The following is an 18,693-nucleotide window of genomic DNA, read 5'->3' as shown; positions in this document are numbered from 1 at the left end:
TATTTCTCGGATCATTGCAATAGTCGGGCGAATTGCTTACTATTTTTGGATATAAAAATAAATAGAGATGGAGAAGTAGATGTGTCAAAGTCAATTACATTGACCGCTCTCCTTGAGTGGCTACAAAGTAAAGAAGCGACGTGGAAGCCGGAGTATTATGCGGCCTGTATCAAGCATCAGGAGCATCCTCTTTTTAAGATGGCATTAGAAACGGCATTCTATCTGGAACAGTTAGAGATTGAGGCGATGCCGCAAGTCGCTCTGATCCTCTTTGTTTTAGGCGTTCCTGTTGAAGAGCAGCCTGAAGGCACACGAAAATTTATCCAATATCTCGGCGTTGTCAATTTCTTAACATCAGGAGCGATCTCTCATGAGAAGTCACCTGAGACTTTGCGGAAGATGTTTTTAGCTTTTGCCGAAGATGTGCGCGTGATTGTGGTGATGCTCGCTTATCAGGTGATTGTGATGCGAAATGCGCGTGATTCCCAAGAGGAGAAGCAGCGTCTTATCGCCCAAAATACCAATACCATCTTTGCACCGATCGCTAATCGTTTAGGATTAGCTCAAATTAAGTGGGAGCTAGAGGATTACGCTTTTCGCTTTTTAGAGCCCGAGTTTTATCGCGAGATCGCCTCAAAATTGGATGGTAAGCGTCAGGTGCGAGAGCAATATATTCTTGATGTGATCGAGATGATCGAAAAGCTTCTCGAGCAGCACGCTATTGAAGGTGAAGTGACCGGGCGCGTGAAGCATATCTACAGTATTGCACGGAAGATGCGGCAGAAAAATTTAGCTTTTGAGCAGCTCTATGATATCCGAGCAGTGCGTATTTTAGTCGATAGTACCGCTGATTGTTATGCCGTATTGGGGATGATTCATGATCTTTGGACCCCTATTCCACGAGAATTTGATGATTATATTGCCAATCCCAAACCTAATGGATATCAATCTCTCCATACGGTGGTATTAGCGCCTGAAGATCGTACTTTGGAGGTACAGATCAGGACGCATCAGATGCACAATGATGCTGAGAAGGGCGTTGCTGCTCACTGGAAATATAAAGAGGGGCGCGGAACTTCGATCGATCAAGCGGATCTTAACTGGTTACGAGATCACTTAGATCGCGTTTTAGAAGAGGGGGAAGAGCAGATCACAGAGGAGAGTATCTTCAATGAGAATGTCTTTGTGATGACCCCTGCCGGCGAGCCGATTGAGTTGATTGCCGGCTCAACGCCTCTCGATTTTGCTTATAAAATTCATACCGGTTTAGGGAATCGCTGTCGAGGAGCGAAGGTCAATGGTGCTATTGTTCCACTCACCTACGTGCTTCAAAATCGTGATGTCGTTGAGATTTTAACCGGAAAACTCCCTAATCCAAGTCGCGACTGGATGTCACCCCATTTGGGCTATACCGGCTCTAGTCGAACACGTTCTAAGATTCGTGCTTGGTTTAGAGCACAAGAGATTGAGAGTAATCTTCAAGCGGGCAAGCAGATGGTGGAAAAGGAGCTTTCGCGCCTCAATGTCCGTTTAAGTGATGAAGAGTTGAGACGTCTGGCAAGCCGTCTACATTGCACGAGCCTTAATGATCTCTATGCCAATATTGGTGCCGGAGAGATCACGATAGCGCAACTTCTATCGCGTCTGCCGGGGGAGAAGCCGAAGAATAATTTCGATCCAGAATTGATGGTGCGCCCACAGAGTAAAAAGGCACAAAGTGGTATTCAGGTGAAAGGGATGGGGAAATTATTAACCACTATCGCGACCTGCTGTAAACCTGCACCTCCCGATCTTATTGGCGGTTATATTACAATCAATCGTGGTGTGACGATCCATCGCATTAACTGTGTTAACTATCGCAATATGTTGGAACAACATCCAGAAAGGGAGATCGATGTTGATTGGGGCTCAACAGATGAGCGCGTAGTGCAGGCGGATATTCATGTAACGGCCTATGCTAATGTCGATCTTTTACAAGAGATCAGTCAATTAGTCTCTGCCGAGCATCTGAAGATCACCAATATGAATATGAAGAGTGAGGCCGATGATACGCGTTCGATCAGCTTTACATTAGAGATCAATCATGTTGATCAATTGAGCCGGCTCTTAGATCGAATCAATCAGATCCCCGCAGTTTTACAGGCGTATCGAAAATAGTTGCTGCAGTATCGGCACTTCAATCAGTCATGCGGCATCAGAAGAGATGCTGACGGGATCATGAGGAGTCTACTTTTAAAGTAGGCTCTTTTTTTTGGATCAAAGTTCCTATTAGGCAGATCTATTAGGCTCTACTGGCAAATAGATTAAGCGGTAGAAGAGAAGTGGGAAAAAACCAATCACCTATTGTTTTTATATGATAAGTATGTTTTATTATAGAGACTCTCTAAAAGAATGAACGAAAAGTATTGATCGAATCCCTATTAAGCAGTGATCGAACTCTGATCGAACATTAATCGACCATTGATTGAGGAGATCGGCAAAGCCTTCTTTGAGAGTTGAGAAACAATCATCTGTGAGAAGAGTACTCGTGAAGATTGCGCTTTCACGTAAAAGATTGAATAATTGTGGGTTGTCATCGAGTTTGATGATGACACTAATGGGTAGAGTGAGATCGTTTTGATCAGCAATCGTTGAGTTTATCACCTGGTGAAAGTTGAAGGTGGGATTAATCCGCCAAAGAGTCAGGCAAAGCGTTAGTTACAGCGTTAGTCAAAGCGTTAATAGAAGTAGCTGAACGATTGCATCTAAAGAGCGATTTAATTGAATTGAAAAGGAACAATAGAGATGAGTGGAGAGATAGAGCGACCGCTATTGAGAAGAGTAGGCCCCCTTATTGGCGTGGCGCATTTCGTTGTGTTATCGATGAGTATGATGATTCCTCGGTTGATGATGACTTCGCGAATGCTTTGCTCGATGGCACGCTGTTGCCATTTTTATCAATCCCTATTTCAGGCTTTATTTCAATTCTCTTTACACCTCGTTAATAAAATGGAGAGACCCCAGTGATTCAATTTAAAAATATTTATAAAACATACCTGCGCAATGGTGTAGAGACGGAAGCGTTAAAGGATGTCAATCTTCATATCGAAAAGGGTGATATTTTTGGTGTTATCGGCTATAGCGGAGCGGGAAAGAGTACCTTAATTCGTCTTGTGAATGATATTGAGAGTCCAACACGCGGAGAGGTGATTGTCGATGGTCGAAATCTTGCCTCATATACACCGAAAGAGCTCCGTTTAGCCAAAAAGAATATCGGCATGATCTTCCAGCACTTCAATCTCTTAGAGACCAAGAGTGTTGCTGAGAATATTGCGCTACCACTTACTCTCAATGGTAAACACTCAAAGGCGGAGATCGATGCGCGTGTTGAGGAACTCTTAAACTTTGTTGAGCTTCCGGATAAAAAGCATGCTTATCCTCGGGAATTGTCGGGTGGGCAGAAGCAGCGAATCGGTATTGCACGGGCATTGGCGAATAACCCCAAAATCCTTCTCTGCGATGAGGCAACCTCAGCGCTCGATCCACAAACGACTATCGCTATTTTGGATCTTTTAAAGAAGATCAATCGGGAGCAAGGTGTCACGATTATGATGGTTACCCATCAGATGGAGGTGGTTGAATATCTATGTAATAAGGTTGCAGTAATGGAGAAGGGACGTGTTGTTGAGACGGGGCGTACCATCGATCTTTTTGGAAATCCAGAGCAACCTACAACAAAGAGCTTTGTTCGTACTGTAATTGGCGATTCTATTCCAGAGCGCGTGCTCGCGAATTTAGATGATCCCTCTATCAAAGATATCTACAGATTTGAATTTTTAGGGCGTTCTGCACAGGAGCCGGTGATCAATGAGTTGATCTTAAAAGGGGATGTGGTGATCAATATTCTCTTTGCCAATATGATTGAGATTGAGGGCAATATTTTGGGAAGTACCTTTGTACAGATGAAGGGAGCGCCGGAGAAGGTGGAGGAGGCGATTGCATTTCTCCGATTCCATGGGGTTCGTGTAACGCATGAAGGATCTAAAAGATCGATCAATATGAGTCAGCGAGTCTTAAATAGTGATGATCTTGGGCAGAAAGCGCAAGGCAAAAAATCCACAAATAGAGTAGAGGGGTAGAGAGATGTTGGAGTGGTATTTAGAAAAATTCCCGACGCAGATTACTTTAGATCAATTTTTACAAGCCTGTTGGGAAACAGTTGTTATGGTGAGTGTTTCGCTCTTTATCGGTATTATTATCGGCTCATTGATCGGTATTACTCTGGTGTTAACGCGCCCCGGAGGGATTCGCCCCAATAATAGCATCTATATGGTTCTCAACTGGGTAGTCAATATTACACGATCGCTCCCCTTTATTATTCTTCTGGTGGCGATTCTTCCCTTTACGAAGTGGTTAGTTCAGACATCGATCGGAACACCAGCGGCGATTGTACCGTTAGTGGTCTATATCTCCCCCTTTATTGGCCGTTTAGTGGAGAGTTCACTCCTTGAAGTGGATAAAGGGATTATCGAAGCGGCAAACTCAATGGGCGCAACCACATTTCAAACGGTATGGAAGTTTCTCTTACCTGAAGCGCGTGGCTCACTCATTTTAAACTTTACCACCGCAATTATTGGCTTGATTGGCGCTACGGCGATGGCTGGGGCTGTAGGAGCCGGCGGTATTGGCGATTTAGCGATTAACTACGGTTATCACCGCTATGATAATGTGGCGATGTTCTACACTGTGATCACCCTGATTGTTGTTGTACAGACGATTCAATCTTTAGGGAACTTTTTAGCAAAACGTTATCGCTAATAAGATTCTAGATAATATTTCAGATCCCGCTCTTTGGTAGCTTTCTTTTTATTATCGATATAGATATAGATCTATAGATCGATATTGATGGATGAGATAAAGAGGCGGTCTTATAGAAGGCATCGAAGGGTGGGAGCATATTTATTACCATGTTTAACAACATCAACAAGGTCATCTAGTCTGGTCTAATTCTATTTAATTCTATTTAATTCTATTTAATTTCATCTATTTTAATCTTAATGGCTGTGCGCTCTTTAGCGTGCATTCGATCAACTCATCTTGGAGAAAGTATGACTCAGCAAATGAGACAGCAAGTAAAAGAGCAATGTGGGGAGGGATCACAGATTCCCTCTCAAGCCGAAATAGTAACTGATCCACTCCTTAAAAAGGCTTTTGATGGAGAGATCAACCTTCTAACATTAACTCACTGTGAGCGCTTAGCGGTGGTGGCAAAAATTGCACAATATTTTAAAGAGAATGCGGAGAAGCATGATCGAGCCGGCACCTTTCCTTTTGAGAATTATCGGTTATTGCGAGCGATCCATTTTCCGGCATTAACGATTCCTAAATCACTTGGTGGTGGCGGGATCTCTTTAGAAGAGATGCTTCGATTACAAACGGAGATTGCTAAAAATGATGGTTCAACAGGGCTTGCAATTGGTTGGCATATGGGGATTAGTAAGCATCTTGGGGAGAATAAGCTCTGGGAGGAGTCGCTCTATCGCGATTTTGCAGAAGCGGTGATCTCACAAGGTGCATTGATCAATAATGCGGCAACAGAGAGAGCAACCGGAAGCCCCACAAGAGGAGGAAGACCCGAGACAAAAGCCGTAAAAGAGGGGAATCATTGGCGCTTAAATGGACGAAAGACCTTTACAACGCTCTCACCTGTTTTAGACTTTTTTGCCGTCAGTGCCTCAATTGAGGGGAGCGATCAGGTTGCAAGCTTTCTGGTACGAAGAGATCTTCCCGGCGTATCGATTGAAGAGAGTTGGGACTCGATCTCGATGAGTGCTACCGGCAGCCATGATCTTGTTTTAGAGGATGTTCTCTTAGATGCCGATGATTTAGCGCAATACTTAATCCCCGGGGAGAAACAACCACAAGGTTGGCTACTCCATATTCCGGCAGTCTATTTTGGCATCGCAACGGGAGCTTATGAAGAGGCACTCTATTTTGCGAATCACTATCGCTCAAATGCAATGCCGGCACCGGTTGGGAGTTTTCCGACAGTTCAGCAGAAACTCGGGGAGATTCGCGTCCTTTTATTGGAGATGGAGTATTTTCTCTTCGGTGTTGCCAAAGAGTGGGATGAGGCGGATCAAGCAATGCGTTCAACGATGGGGGAAGTATTGAGTGCTGTTAAGATCGCCACTGTGAATAATGCCTTAAAGGTTGTCGATTTAGCGATGCGAATTGTTGGAGCGCGAAGTCTTTCACAATCCCATCCACTTTCACGTGCTTATCGTGATGTCCGCGCCGGTCTCCATAATCCGCCGATGGAAGATATGGTCTACACCCAACTGGCAAAGAATGTTTTGGCGTTCTAGAGCGATTATCGCCAAAAATTGATCGAAGTTGTATGTAATTGTATATACGTAATTATAAAAATAAGGGGAATAAAGATGAGGGTCTGGTCGGAGTATTTGAGAAAGCGATTATCAAAAAGAGGGGTACAGTTTTATAAGAACATTAGTCGATGGGCATTAGTGATTGTGATTGGTTTCTTAGTGATGGCATGTGGAAAGTCAGATGAGAAGACGATCGTTTTAGGATTCGGCCCCTCTACTTATGCTGAGCAATTTGAGTATGGGATAAAACCTATTTTAGAGAAAGAGGGATATGATGTTCGTGTGAAGATTTTTTCACAAAATATGCAGATCAATCCAGCATTAATCGGTGGAGATATTGATGTTGCCGGTCATCAGAGTGAAGCATATATGAAGAAGATGAATCAGGAGCTTAAAGGGAATATGGTAAAGCTTGCGGATACTGCTAGCGCACCACAATCTTTACGTTCTAATAAATATCAATCTTTAGATGAGGTTAGAGCGGGAATGAGAGTTGCAATTCCTAATGATCCTGTTAATGGAGAGAGAGCCGCTCGAATATTAGAATCGATTGGCTGGGTTGAGGTGACAAATGATGATGTCTCAAGATTTAGTGTCAATGATATTAAATCGCTCAATGGTATTGAAGTGATAGCTTTAGATCCAGCGCAAGGCTTACGTGTTCTAGATGAGGTGGATTATGCCGTGATTAATGGTAACTATGTTGCAAGTGCTGGTTTAAAAATTAGTGATGGGCTGGTTGTTGAGAAGACGCCGGCAGAACATGTTGTCATTATTGTTATTAGGGAAGATGATGTAGAAAAACCGTGGGCGCAGGCACTTAAGTCAGCTTATGAAGCTTCGGAATTTGAGAGTTATATTAAAAGTGAACCGCTTTTCGATGGTTTTATTCTCCCAAAAGCCTGGGAGCGATAGGATTGCTCTGATCATAGGCTTCATGATATCGGATGTAGTTAAGCGTTAGTATCCGCATCACATCAGTATCACATCAGCTTACATCAGAGAATGAGAGGGGCATCGCCCCTTTTTTTACGTCTCTATCATGTGATGAGTACTCTTTTTTATTTTCTACTTTCTACTTTTCACTTACCCCTTTTTTTATTTCTGTTGCGGCTGTTGTTTCTGCTTCTGTTGCTGTTCGATTCTCGTTAATACCGCTTTCCGTCGTGCTTCTCGCCTTTGTTGAAGATATTCACTCACTGATCCCTCTTCAATGATATCGATCAGGGTTTTCACTTCTGGTGCTACCTTTTTCCCCTTTTTAGGGGATGATCTCGATTTTTTCAGGGGTGTTGCCGGCTGCGCAGGGAGTTGTAGTTGCATCTCTCTCACTGCTTTTGCTGGAGAGTGTTTTTCTTCCAATTCGGTTTGTAAGTCTGAATGATTGCCGGCGGGTGGCTCGGGCTTTTTGGGATTTCCAAATCGATAATGATAGACCACTTCAATAATATAGACCGAGAGAAAATATCCGATTGCAGAGCCGATCAGGATGAGAAAGAGTAAGAGAAGCTCACTTGAGATGAGTGCAAAGAAGCCAAAAGTGGCATTGATGGAGATGCCAGCAGTCGGGCGAAGAAAAGTATTATATTCCTGCGAAAATAGGGAGCTGATCATCGGTATGAGGGTAAAGATCGTGATTAAAAGTAGAATGCCATTACTATTGATTGAACCCATCGATCTTCTCTCCGCTTTAAATATCAGATTCTCTTTTCAAAATTTTGATTAGAGAGGGCTAACTAAAAGATCATTATTATAACCTATTGATCCTATGCCGATCTATTTGTTGTCAATCATACTATCGTTACATAAGGTTGATGATCAGGGTCAGGATCGAGGGCTTGGTGGGATTTGAGATGCAGGAGAGAGGAATAAGAGATGTTATTCTGGCTAAATTTCAGTATCATCTCTCTTTGTTTCTATTGATAAGTGAGTCCTATCTGTGTCAACTTTACATTTTTCTGATCTCTCCCTTCCTAAAGCGCAACTTCGAAATTTAGAGGAGTTAGGTTATCACCAGATGACGCCGATTCAGGCAAGTTCTCTCCCTACGATTTTAAAAGGGGGAGATCTGATCGGTCAGGCGCAGACAGGAAGTGGTAAAACCGCCGCTTTTGGAATTGGCTTATTGGAATCGATCGATCTTAAGCATTTTACAACGCAAGGATTGGTGATCTGTCCGACAAGAGAGCTTGCTGAACAAGTTCGTCAGGAGATTCGTCGCTTAGGTCGTTATCTTCCTAATCTGAAGATCTCTGCGATCTGTGGTGGCGTGCCGATTCGGCATCAGATCCATTCACTGTCACAACATGCACCTCACATTGCGGTGGGAACGCCGGGGCGACTTCTTGATCATTTAGGAAGAGGGACGCTCGATCTCTCTTATACTAAAGTTTTAGTCTTAGATGAGGCGGATCGCATGCTCGATATGGGATTTGCAGATGAGATGGCGGAGATTATTCGTTATATCCCTAAAAAGCGGCAAACACTCCTCTTCTCAGCAACATTTCCTGAAGATATTCGTCGGATGAGCCGCCAATTTCAACATCGACCGAAAGAGGTTGTTGTGGAAGCTTTAGTGGAGAATCGCCCGAAAATATTACAGAGTGTGGTTCTCGTAGAAGATGGAAGAGATAAGCCGGCAGTAACCGCGGAGATTCTCTACCACTATCGACCACAATCCTCTGTGATCTTCTGTAATACCATTGCCACGACCATTGAAGTTACCGATTTCTTACAGCGCCATCGAATCGATGCCTTAGCACTCCATGGAGATCTTGATCAGAAAGATCGGGATCAAGTTCTGATTCAATTTAGCAATCGAAGCTGTCCTGTCTTAGTGGCAACGGATGTAGCGGCAAGAGGACTCGACATTGATGATCTCTCTTTAGTGCTCAATTTTGATGTTCCCTTCGATCCTGAAGTCTATGTCCATCGCATTGGTCGAACAGGGCGTGCCGGCAAAGAGGGGCTCGCACTCACCTTTTCGTTAAGCTATAAGCAGGAGCGAATAGAGATGATTGAAGCGGCATTAGAGCAGCAATTTCAACGAATCTCAGCCACAGAGCTGAAGGGAACGCCCGCACCGCTACATGCAGAGATGGTGACTATTGAGATCAATGAAGGGCGGAAAGCGAAGATTAGTGCCGGCGATATTTTAGGGGCATTAACTGCGAATGAGGCTATTAGTGGAAGTGATGTCGGTAAGATCACTCTTTTGCCGATGAAAGCCTATGTTGCCATTAAGGCACCGCTTGCTAAAGTCGCTGTTGATCAGATCTGGCGTCGGCCGATTAAAGGGATTGAATGTCGAGCAAGAGTTTTAAGATCGTTTAATTAGATGCTTAATTAGATGTTTAATTAGTTTGTTTAACGAGTTGAACTAGCTCGATGCTTTAAGATTAAGATTAAGATTAAGATCTAGATCATCTTAGTTTACTTTAGCCATTTGGCTTAGATATTTTAGTGGGAATTTATGTCATAATTCCCACTATTTTTTTGCGTTTCTTATTCTCATCTCTTCTACTTATCCATCCTTTTTTATCACACATCTTTATCACACATCTTCATCACTTCAGATCAATCATCAGGCCTTTATGAAAAAATTAACCCTATCACTTGCACTCACCTCACTACTCTATCTCTCTTCACCGACGGCAATGGGGGGAATCTCTTCGGGATTTGATGCCTTAGTGGTAGGCGAGAAGGAGAAGGCTTACCAACTTTTTGTGAAAGAATCGAAAAAGGATAGTAATGCGGCCTTTATCGTAGGAATGCTCTATTACTATGGGATCGGTGTTCCTCAAGATGATCAACAGGCTGAAACGTGGCTCTTAAGAGCGGCAGAGGCAGGAAATGGGGAGGCGCTCTATAACTTAGGTTATCTTCGGGCGGAGAGAAAACTTCCGGCGACAAGTGGTGATGCATCGGGGTTAGAGCTCCTTTTAGAGGCAAGTCATGCCGGCATTGATGATGCAGTGATCATCCTAGCGATTAAGTTGTTAGAAGAGGAGGGGATGCCGGAAACATTTTTTACAGAAGAGGTGACATTACATCTCTTAAGTCAATTGACACAGATCGCAAATGGCGAGGGGGAGAATGCAGGATTAGCAGGGATGGTTTTGGCAAGTACGCTTCTCTATCCGCTTCCTTTTCAGCCCTCAGGACCTGATTACTTGCGCGCAGTATCTCTCTTAGAGGAGAGTTATGAGAAAGGCTTTATTCCAGCTGTGATGGGGCTTGCCGCGCTCTACAATGAGGGAGGATATGGCTTAGAAGCCGATCCGATTAAAGCCGCCTATTATGAAGCGATCTTATTAGAGAATTTTATGATTTTAGCGCAGATCTCCGATCTTTTCCCTAAGGAGCATTCTCACTATCGCGTTATGACGCCTCAGCAACAAGCGCAATATCAAAAAAGTTTAGAGAAGATGGCGGCAGAAGGTTCTGTATCTGCACTATTGCAACTGATTTATCGTTATGAGGTAGGAGAAGGCGTCGAAAAAGATCCCCTTAAAGTCAGCCACTATCAAGAGATGTTAGCCCATTTAGGGACGGGAGAGGCGCTCTACGCTTTAGCGTTAATGCAGCTAGAAGGGGAGAGCGCATTGGCCTTTCAGACGATGCAACGAGCCGCAGAGAGCGATTATCTGCCGGCAATCCATTGGTTAAGTGATTCTTTTAACTATGGTTGGAATGATGATAGTTCGATCATTGCCACTTATGAACTGCAAGGTGCTCATTTAGGTGATTCACGCTCTATCAAAGCGGTGGTTGATCGCCTCTATGATGAGCGATCTAATGTCGGATGGTGGAATGAGAGTAGCCGACCACTTGCAATGATTGAGAAAGAGCTCTACGACTGGCTGATTCAGTGGCAACAGGTAGCTCAGAATGAATCACAACCCTATCTTGAATTATCAGAAGCTTATAAGCAGGGATTAGGTGTTGCGAAAGATCCTGAGATGGCATTGAAGACATTACAACAGGGGATTGAAAATGTGGAGTCTCATCAACAATTGCTGCTCGATTTAGCCGATTATTATCGCTTAGGTTTCGGGGTAGAGAGAGATCCTAGCGTTGCGATGGGCTACTACTTACAATCAGAGGCGATCGATAGCACTTTGCAAGGATTAGAAGGTGTGATAGCGCTCTACCTTGAGAGTGATGGTTTTCAGCGAGCGCTTCTAGCTAATCATGATGGGAATGTTGATGGTGGTAATGTTGGTGCAGATCTTTCACCGATTGTGCTTTCACCCCTCATGCTCTTAGAGCTCTTTGAGGTAGAGCTTACGCCTGAGCTTACCGATAAGGTCACATATGCCGCGAAGCAAGATGGCGCTCTTTTAGTTGATGCTACTATTTCAGCACAGCTTTATGAGCATCTATTAGATCGCTTAGAAATTCTGCTTGGGATTGAGGGCTATGAGTCACGTTACAGCTATCTTTTGGCTGATCGTTATATGGCGCAATATTGGGCATTGTTAGCGCAAATTGAAGAGGAGCCAACATTAGCAGCGAGTCTATCGGAGGCGTTAAACGAGGCATTAGCGTTAGCGAAAAGTTATTATCGGGGGGCTTCTGATCTTAGTGAGCAGGCTCATCTTCATGCGGCAGAAGCAGAGATTGCATTAGCCAATGCGCCGATGCTGTTAGACTCTGGTCACATAGGTATCGATCAGGAGATTCAAAGAGCCTATTTGCGTTCGGCAGGCCATAATCTACAACAGATTCAGACACTTCTTTTAACAGAAGAAGAGCTTAACGCGGCCTTTTTAGATCTTCAGAATCATTTTGATGATCCTTCTCGATTTCTCAATAGGGATGAGACTGAACGTGCTTATCAGAGTCTGTTTCAGATTATGGAGGAACTTCCATCGCTACAAAGTTGGTATGGTGAACGCTTGCTGCCCGGCAACCAGAAAGCTTTTTTAGCACTTCAACAATATTATGTCGCTCAATCGGCCAAGATTCCTAATTTTGCCCAATATTATCTAGCACTTGAAGCGCTAGCGCAAAGTAATGCTAATACTAATGCTAATGCGCCTGAAATGGCAGAGCGAGCTCTAACGGCATATTCAACAATAAAAGAATTGGCTGAGCGTGATTATCTGCCGGCAATCTATCTTCTTGCAGATCGCTATCAACAAGAGGATGCGCTCTTGATTGAGGCATTAGGTGGCTCACAGTTAGATCTTCTCTTCTGGCTAGAAAAAGCAGCTCAACTGAAAGAGGATGAAGCAATCTATCGTTTAGCGGAGATCTATTATGATCAAGATCTTCCCTTAATGTTAGCGCCGGGCGAGAGTGATCGTCTGGCAATCACTTATTATCAACAATTGAGCGATCCCGATTATCGATTTGCGAAATATCATCTAGAAGAGGCAAAAGCACGCTTAGAGCGGTATCAAGAGATTCAGCAAGGTGTTGCGAAAAAAGATCCCGAATCGCTCTTTCTACAATCACAGATCTATCGTTATGGTGAGTATGGCGCGATGATCGATCTTCAAAGAGCAGATCAGCTCCTTATTGAGGCGGCAGAGGCGGGTTCTATCGGTGCTATGCGTGCCTATTATGATCAATATGTATCAGAAATGGAGATGGATGAGGCCACCTTGGCACGTTTTAATCGTTATCATATCGCCTATGTTCATCTCACCCATCGGGATTGGGAGACTCAACGGTTAGCCGATCGTTATCTGAAAGGGGATCGTATTCCTGAAAGTCGGAAGAAAGCGCGGGAATATTATCAATTTGCGATGGCAAATGATCCCGATAGTAGCGCCTATTACGATCTTCGACAGATGGATCTCTTTGATAAAAATATGCCTCTTGCCGAGAAGGGTAATAGCAAAGCAATGCTCACAATTGGGCGGGCTTACAGTAATGGCGCCGGTGTTAAGGAGAATCAGGAGCTTGCATATCATTGGTTAAAGCGTGCCGCTGAGAGTGGCGACCGAGATGCGGCCTTCTATTTTGGTGTGATGGCGCAAGAAGGGATCATTGATGAGGCAGGCGAGATCATTATCGCTCCCGATTGGGAGTTAGCCCTAAAATGGTATGAAGCGGCTTCTCCTCGCTTTAAGGCGACCATTGAAGATCGCGTTGAACGCTATCGAACGCTCTATCAACCTGCGGCTGCCGGCGATTCTACGGCAATTTTAGCGTTAGGGGAACTTCATCTCAATGAGTATCGCTCTTATGGAAAGCCTTATGATCTTAAAATGGCGAGAAGTTATTATGAAGAGGCTTTAGCCCTCGGGGTACTTGAGGCTCATTTAGGGTTATTAAAGTTATTAGAGGGGGAAGCGCGTCATCACTATCTAGAGAATCTGCTCGATCGAAGTCAGCGTGAGGCGGCATATCCTGCGTATCAAGCTCCCGATTTTCAATTGGGGCTTATAGAGATGCTCTTGATGCAGAGTGATCAGATCAGTTTAGCGCGTCTGCAATTTGCCATCTCCCAATTAGAAAAGATTGCAATAGATCCTCAAAATAGCTCAAAGATACGAATTGCCGCATTTCAACAACTCTTAACTCTCTATCAGAGAGAGTATGTTGTTGATGAAGTGGTTATATCTGCCCCCGATTTTGAGAAGAGCCGAGCACTTGCATTGCAATATAGTGTAGAGTTCCCCATCTTAAAGAGAGTGCTTGCCGATACGCTCTATCAGTTTAGAGAGGAGGAGGCGCAAGAAGAAGCATTACAACTCTGGCAAGAAGCGGGCGACGAGGGGGATTATATCTCGTTGATTCGTCTCTACCGCCATCTCTTTCCCCGTTCATATGACACAATCAGTTTAGCGGAGCTTAATACTTTAGAAGCTCTCTATCAGCAATATTTAGCCATTGCACCGACATATCCCGTAGGTCCAAGCGCTTATCGTGAGTTTTTGAAAAACTATGAGATCGAAGGAGTTCTTGATAATAGTACGCGGGCGGAGATGAGCCTTATGTTAGCGGCTCTCTGGGAGGAGAATGGGGTCGATTTTATTCGTAATCCACAAAAAGTGAAGTATTGGTATGCGCAATCGTTAGCATTTGCTGTGGATGATCGTATTGTGACAAGGCTTTTAGAGATGGCAGAAAACGAATATCAACGCGTAGAAGCGAGTGGAGGAACGCAGGAGAATGAATCGACCAGAGCGCTTTCGATAGGGTTATTAGCCCCTTTAAGTGAAATCTATCTCTATAGTGCGACATTAGGGAAGCTCGATCAGGATCATTTCAATCAGAATAACGATCGCTTTGATAAGCTAACATCGTTACAGAAGCATGCTTTAATGCAGCTTGCTCAGCGATATCAAGATCTTCGGGATTATTCTGATGGTTGGGTTGTGATGGAGACCCTTCAAAGTTTCGATGAAGGGGATCTGCATGCCGCTTACCGTTTAGGGGGCTACTACTTAGAGGGGCGTTATGTGCGCCAGAATATTCCAAAGGCACTCTACTACTACCAGTTAGCCGGTGAAGCGGGGATTGCAGATGCCTATAATCGACTAGGTCATCTCTATTGGGAAGAGGAGTATGGTATTGCACAAGATTACGCACAAGCACTCGCCTACTTTGAAAAGGGTGCCGCATTAGGTGATAGCAATACTGCCCATCTTGCCGGCGATCTGCTCTATTTTGGTAGGGAGGGAATTCAGCCCGATTATCAGCGTGCTTTCGATTATTACGATCAGACCGATCTTGCCACAGGTAGCCATCATGCCTTAGCAAAGTATAAGCAAGCGGAGATTCTCTATCGTGGTTTATTGCGGGATCTCACCATTGAAGATTTTGCAGAGGCATATCGTCTACTACTGTTAGCCGCTGAACATGGGGATCTACTTGCTATTGATGCGCTAGATCACTGGAGTTATGAAGCGGCTCTAGCAGAAGCTGCGGCTCGTCACGCGAAAGCAACAGAGACTGAGCTAGTGCGTGAGCCTAATGAGTCCACTGAGTCCAATGAACCCACCGAGTCGAATGAGTCGAATGAGTCAAATGAGTCAAATGAAGAATGGGGGGTTTACTGACTCTTTGGAAAATCTCGTAACCAAGAGTGCAGATAGGCAAGCGGTTCTCGTAGATGGGCGATGATCCAAGGTTTTACTCTTGAGGGTGTATCACTTCCTAAGCCATCTATTGTCTCCCAAGGGAGATTGCTTCGTTGGGCTAACATCATCGCGCGGGGGAGATGAAAATCATTGGTAATAATGAGTGGATGCTTAATCTCAATCCCTTGCTGCCGGAGGATCCGATCGCTATTGATAAATTGTTCGGCAGTACGGGTGGATTGTTCTTCAACAAAGATCTGCTCGTCAGGGATGCCGCGTGCGAGAAGATAGCGTTTCATCACCATCGCCTCACTCTCTGTTAACTGATCGGGATAACCGCCTGAAGTGATAATGAGCAGTTCCGGATGTTGTTGCCAATAGTGATAGGCAAGATCGAGCCTTTCCTTCAAGGTTTCCGTCGGCCTGAGGGGCTCTCCCTCAATTTTAGCGCCGAGGACAAGGATCAGATCGATTCTCTCTTCAGCCTCAGCGGTTAACTGCCGATATTGGGAGCTCTGAGTGGCGATCATTATATTGCTGATGATAAAAAATAGTAGGAGAGCAGAGAGGAGAAGCGCTAAAAGGAGTCGCGCGCGTCGAAGCGAGCAGAGTCGTAGAGGGGCGCGTCTAGCTGAAGATTGGATTGGCATCTTGGTTTTGGTCTGAATGCTAATTGATATTTTAAGGTTGATAAAAAAGGTTATCCTCTAAGAAGGATAACCTTTTTTCTAATGCTGCGTTTTATCGTCTGATGACTTTATACCACTGAATCTGGATAGACAGGGAATTTGTCACAGAGTGAAACGACATTTTTTGCAACGCGCTCAATCACAGAATCATCATCGATATTATCTAAAACATCACAGATCCAGTTAGCAAGAAGATCACATTGCGCTTCTTTAAAACCGCGTGTAGTAATTGCCGGTGTACCAATACGGATACCTGATGTCACAAAAGGTGATTGTGGGTCATTAGGAACAGAGTTCTTATTGACGGTAATATTAGCGCGACCTAAAGCTTCGTCTGCTTGTTTTCCAGTTAAACCACGATCGATAAGATCCACTAACATTAAGTGGTTGTCAGTACCGTTAGAGACAATCTTATAGCCACGAGATTGGAAGACGCGAGCCATCGTTTTTGCATTGGCAATCACCTGCTTTTGATACTCAACAAACTCAGGTTGTAGCGCTTCAAGGAATGCAACCGCTTTTGCTGCGATCACATGCATCAGTGGACCACCTTGAATTCCAGGGAAGATTGCTGAATTGAGTTTCTTCTCAAGTTCAGGGCGATTTTTACTAAGGATGAGACCACCGCGTGGACCACGAAGTGTTTTATGGGTTGTGGTTGTCACCACATCAGCATAATCGATCGGGTTAGGGTAGAGACCTGCCGCAACTAAACCGGCAACGTGGGCAATATCAGTAAAGAGATAAGCATCTACTTTATCGGCAATCTCACGGAAACGTTTGAAGTCTAAAGTTTTTGAGTATGCAGAGAAGCCCGCAACAATCATTTTAGGCTTATGTTCAAGCGCAAGGCGTTCCACTTCATCATAATCGATCAAGCCATTGTTATCGACGCCGTAATGGACTGCATTATAGGTTTTGCCTGAGAAGTTAACCTTCGCCCCATGGGTTAAGTGACCACCATGATCGAGGCTCATTCCTAAAACGGTATCGCCAGGATTTAAGAGTGCTAAATAGACAGCACCATTTGCTTGTGAACCTGAATGGGGTTGAACGTTGGCATAATCTGCACCAAAGAGCTTTTTCGCACGCTCAATGGCAAGATCTTCAGCGATATCGACAAATTCACAGCCGCCGTAGTAACGTTTGCCGGGATAACCTTCCGCATACTTGTTGGTCAGTTGTGAACCTTGAAGTTCCATCACAAGCGGAGAGCAGTAGTTTTCAGAAGCGATCAATTCAATATGATCTTGTTGACGTCTATTTTCTTGCTCAACAGCCTCAAAAAGGGCGGGATCAAACTCTTTTAATGAGATATTTTTAAACATGAATCATTCCTTAGGGGTTAAGAACAAAAGATGTGGTGCGCTCTTAGTTTAGTTTTTCCGGCATAAGCTTGCAACTTAATTGTCATTCTCTAAGGGCATTCTTACCGGCATCGCTTTAGGTTTATTCTTTAGGGAAAATATCTTGCATTAAAGAGAATGGAAGAGGGAAGGGAGAATCAAAAGAGGCGTTGGAAGGAGAGACAAGAAGAGAGGTAAGAAGAGAAGTAAGAAGAGAAGTAAGAAGAGATGAGGGAGACACAGGAAGATAAAGAGTGCGAGAAGTTGATGGATGTCGATTTGTGATTGAATAATTTCAATGAGCTTTTGAATGGTGGTATGATGTGAGGCTTATAAAGCTATTTTAGTGTTGTAGCTTAGAGCGGTCGCTTTCTTAAGATTAAGCTATCAAGAATTAAGCTATCAACAGAGATTAAAAAACAGATCAACCGTGTTAATAATTGCGCAGAAGATTTCGGTGATGATTATTCGCTTTGGAAAGGTGGAAAAATGTTAGATAACGAACTTAAAATCCAACAAGCTCGCACAAATATGATTCAGCAGATGTTGAGACCTTGGAATATCCTCAATCAACGAGTACTTGAGGTTTTCGATGTGGTGCCCCGTAACCATTTTGTCCCTAAAGAGTATGAAGGTCTTGCTTTTTCAGAGACAAGAATTCCACTCAATGAGATCCATTTGATGTTACCCCCTACGTATGAAGGTCGTTTTCTTCAAGAGATCCGTATTGAAGATCATGAGCGCGTTCTTATTGTGGGAAGTGGTAGCGGATTTTTAGCAGCGTGCGCTTCGCGTTTAGGAAATGAAGTCGTTGCGGTTGATATTGTTGAGCGCTTCAATGTCAATGCAGAAGCGATTACCCGTGAGCTTGGTTATACTAACATCACCTATCAAACAGGTGATATTCGCGATATCTACCAAGATTTAGGTGCTTTTGATGTGGTGATCTTTACCGGTTCACTTCCTGAGATGCCAGCTGCATATTTTGAGCTTCTCAATGAGAAGGGACGTATCTTAGCAACAGTGGGTCAGAAAAATGCGATGCATGTAACACTCTTTACTAAAGTTGCCGGAGAAATTAGAACCGAACCTGTCTATGAGCGTGATTTAGAGCGCTTGATCGGCTTTGAGGATAAACCTCAGTTTGAGTTTTAAGTCGATATTTAAGAGAATAGGTCACGAAATATCTAACAGTAGATACTCTTTATAAAAAATCATGAATAGATCATTCAAGATCATGAACAGATCATGA

Annotated in this window: 12 protein-coding genes; 9 read left to right on the top strand and 3 right to left on the bottom strand. The window is 43.9% G+C overall.

Translation table 11 applies throughout. From position 1 onward, the window contains the following. Positions 1-81 precede the first annotated feature (81 nt). From B9T19_RS06340 to B9T19_RS06315, 6 genes are all read left to right on the top strand, one after another. Positions 82-2,157 (top strand): bifunctional (p)ppGpp synthetase/guanosine-3',5'-bis(diphosphate) 3'-pyrophosphohydrolase, encoded by a 2,076-nt coding sequence (locus B9T19_RS06340; protein WP_094567775.1) that lies wholly within the window; start codon positions 82-84, stop codon positions 2,155-2,157. Positions 2,158-2,765: 608 nt separating this feature from the next. Further along, entirely contained in the window at positions 2,766-2,984 is a 219-nt protein-coding gene (locus B9T19_RS06335; protein ID WP_094567774.1) for a hypothetical protein, read from the top strand. Between the two features lie 18 nt (positions 2,985-3,002). After that, entirely contained in the window at positions 3,003-4,118 is a 1,116-nt protein-coding gene (locus B9T19_RS06330; RefSeq protein ID WP_094567773.1) for a methionine ABC transporter ATP-binding protein, read from the top strand. Positions 4,119-4,122: 4 nt separating this feature from the next. Continuing rightward, positions 4,123-4,797 (top strand): methionine ABC transporter permease, encoded by a 675-nt coding sequence (locus tag B9T19_RS06325; protein ID WP_094567772.1) that lies wholly within the window; start codon positions 4,123-4,125, stop codon positions 4,795-4,797. A 290-nt stretch (positions 4,798-5,087) separates the two neighbouring features. Continuing rightward, positions 5,088-6,347: an acyl-CoA dehydrogenase family protein gene (locus tag B9T19_RS06320; protein WP_233146813.1), complete on the top strand. Its 1,260-nt coding sequence runs from the start codon at positions 5,088-5,090 to the stop codon at positions 6,345-6,347. A 96-nt stretch (positions 6,348-6,443) separates the two neighbouring features. Further along, entirely contained in the window at positions 6,444-7,283 is an 840-nt protein-coding gene (locus B9T19_RS06315; protein WP_233146812.1) for a MetQ/NlpA family ABC transporter substrate-binding protein, read from the top strand. Positions 7,284-7,466: 183 nt separating this feature from the next. Here B9T19_RS06315 and B9T19_RS06310 read toward each other — a convergent pair whose 3' ends face one another. Further along, positions 7,467-8,042, bottom strand: a complete 576-nt coding sequence (locus B9T19_RS06310) for a hypothetical protein (protein WP_094567770.1) — start codon at positions 8,040-8,042, stop codon at positions 7,467-7,469. Positions 8,043-8,307: 265 nt separating this feature from the next. Between B9T19_RS06310 and dbpA the strand changes: the two genes are divergently transcribed. Both dbpA and B9T19_RS06300 read left to right on the top strand, forming a co-directional pair. Continuing rightward, complete coding sequence (dbpA, locus tag B9T19_RS06305; protein ID WP_094567769.1) at positions 8,308-9,705, top strand: ATP-dependent RNA helicase DbpA; 1,398 nt, start codon at positions 8,308-8,310, stop codon at positions 9,703-9,705. Between the two features lie 256 nt (positions 9,706-9,961). Continuing rightward, positions 9,962-15,385, top strand: coding sequence for an SEL1-like repeat protein (locus B9T19_RS06300; RefSeq protein WP_094567768.1), 5,424 nt, complete (start codon positions 9,962-9,964; stop codon positions 15,383-15,385). On the opposite strand, the gene B9T19_RS06295 is transcribed toward B9T19_RS06300, so the two are convergent. Together B9T19_RS06295 and glyA are read right to left on the bottom strand one after the other, a co-directional pair. Beyond that, positions 15,379-16,056: a YdcF family protein gene (locus B9T19_RS06295; RefSeq protein WP_094567767.1), complete on the bottom strand. Its 678-nt coding sequence runs from the start codon at positions 16,054-16,056 to the stop codon at positions 15,379-15,381. The two genes, B9T19_RS06300 and B9T19_RS06295, sit on opposite strands and share 7 nt — an antisense overlap. A 107-nt stretch (positions 16,057-16,163) precedes the next feature. Then, the gene (glyA, locus tag B9T19_RS06290) at positions 16,164-17,423 is read right to left on the bottom strand and encodes a serine hydroxymethyltransferase (protein ID WP_094567766.1); all 1,260 of its coding nucleotides are present in this window, start codon (positions 17,421-17,423) and stop codon (positions 16,164-16,166) included. A 507-nt stretch (positions 17,424-17,930) separates the two neighbouring features. Here glyA and B9T19_RS06285 point away from each other — a divergent pair. Continuing rightward, positions 17,931-18,596, top strand: coding sequence for a protein-L-isoaspartate O-methyltransferase (locus tag B9T19_RS06285; protein WP_094567765.1), 666 nt, complete (start codon positions 17,931-17,933; stop codon positions 18,594-18,596). The last annotated feature ends 97 nt before the right edge of the window (positions 18,597-18,693 follow it).

Source organism: Ignatzschineria sp. F8392 (genome assembly GCF_002252045.1).
Classification (GTDB): Bacteria; Pseudomonadota; Gammaproteobacteria; order Cardiobacteriales; family Wohlfahrtiimonadaceae; genus Ignatzschineria.
The sequence above is the reverse complement of the archived record's forward strand: the minus strand, read 5'-3'. Positions and strand labels throughout refer to the sequence as shown.

Coding starts and splice junctions, on each gene's coding strand:
- B9T19_RS06320 (WP_233146813.1), top strand. CDS start 5,088: ATGACTCAGCAAATGAGACAGCAAGTAAAAGAGCAATGTGGGGAGGGA.
- B9T19_RS06295 (WP_094567767.1), bottom strand. CDS start 16,056: ATGCCAATCCAATCTTCAGCTAGACGCGCCCCTCTACGACTCTGCTCG.
- B9T19_RS06285 (WP_094567765.1), top strand. CDS start 17,931: ATGTTAGATAACGAACTTAAAATCCAACAAGCTCGCACAAATATGATT.
- B9T19_RS06310 (WP_094567770.1), bottom strand. CDS start 8,042: ATGGGTTCAATCAATAGTAATGGCATTCTACTTTTAATCACGATCTTT.
- B9T19_RS06300 (WP_094567768.1), top strand. CDS start 9,962: ATGAAAAAATTAACCCTATCACTTGCACTCACCTCACTACTCTATCTC.
- glyA (WP_094567766.1), bottom strand. CDS start 17,423: ATGTTTAAAAATATCTCATTAAAAGAGTTTGATCCCGCCCTTTTTGAG.
- B9T19_RS06325 (WP_094567772.1), top strand. CDS start 4,123: ATGTTGGAGTGGTATTTAGAAAAATTCCCGACGCAGATTACTTTAGAT.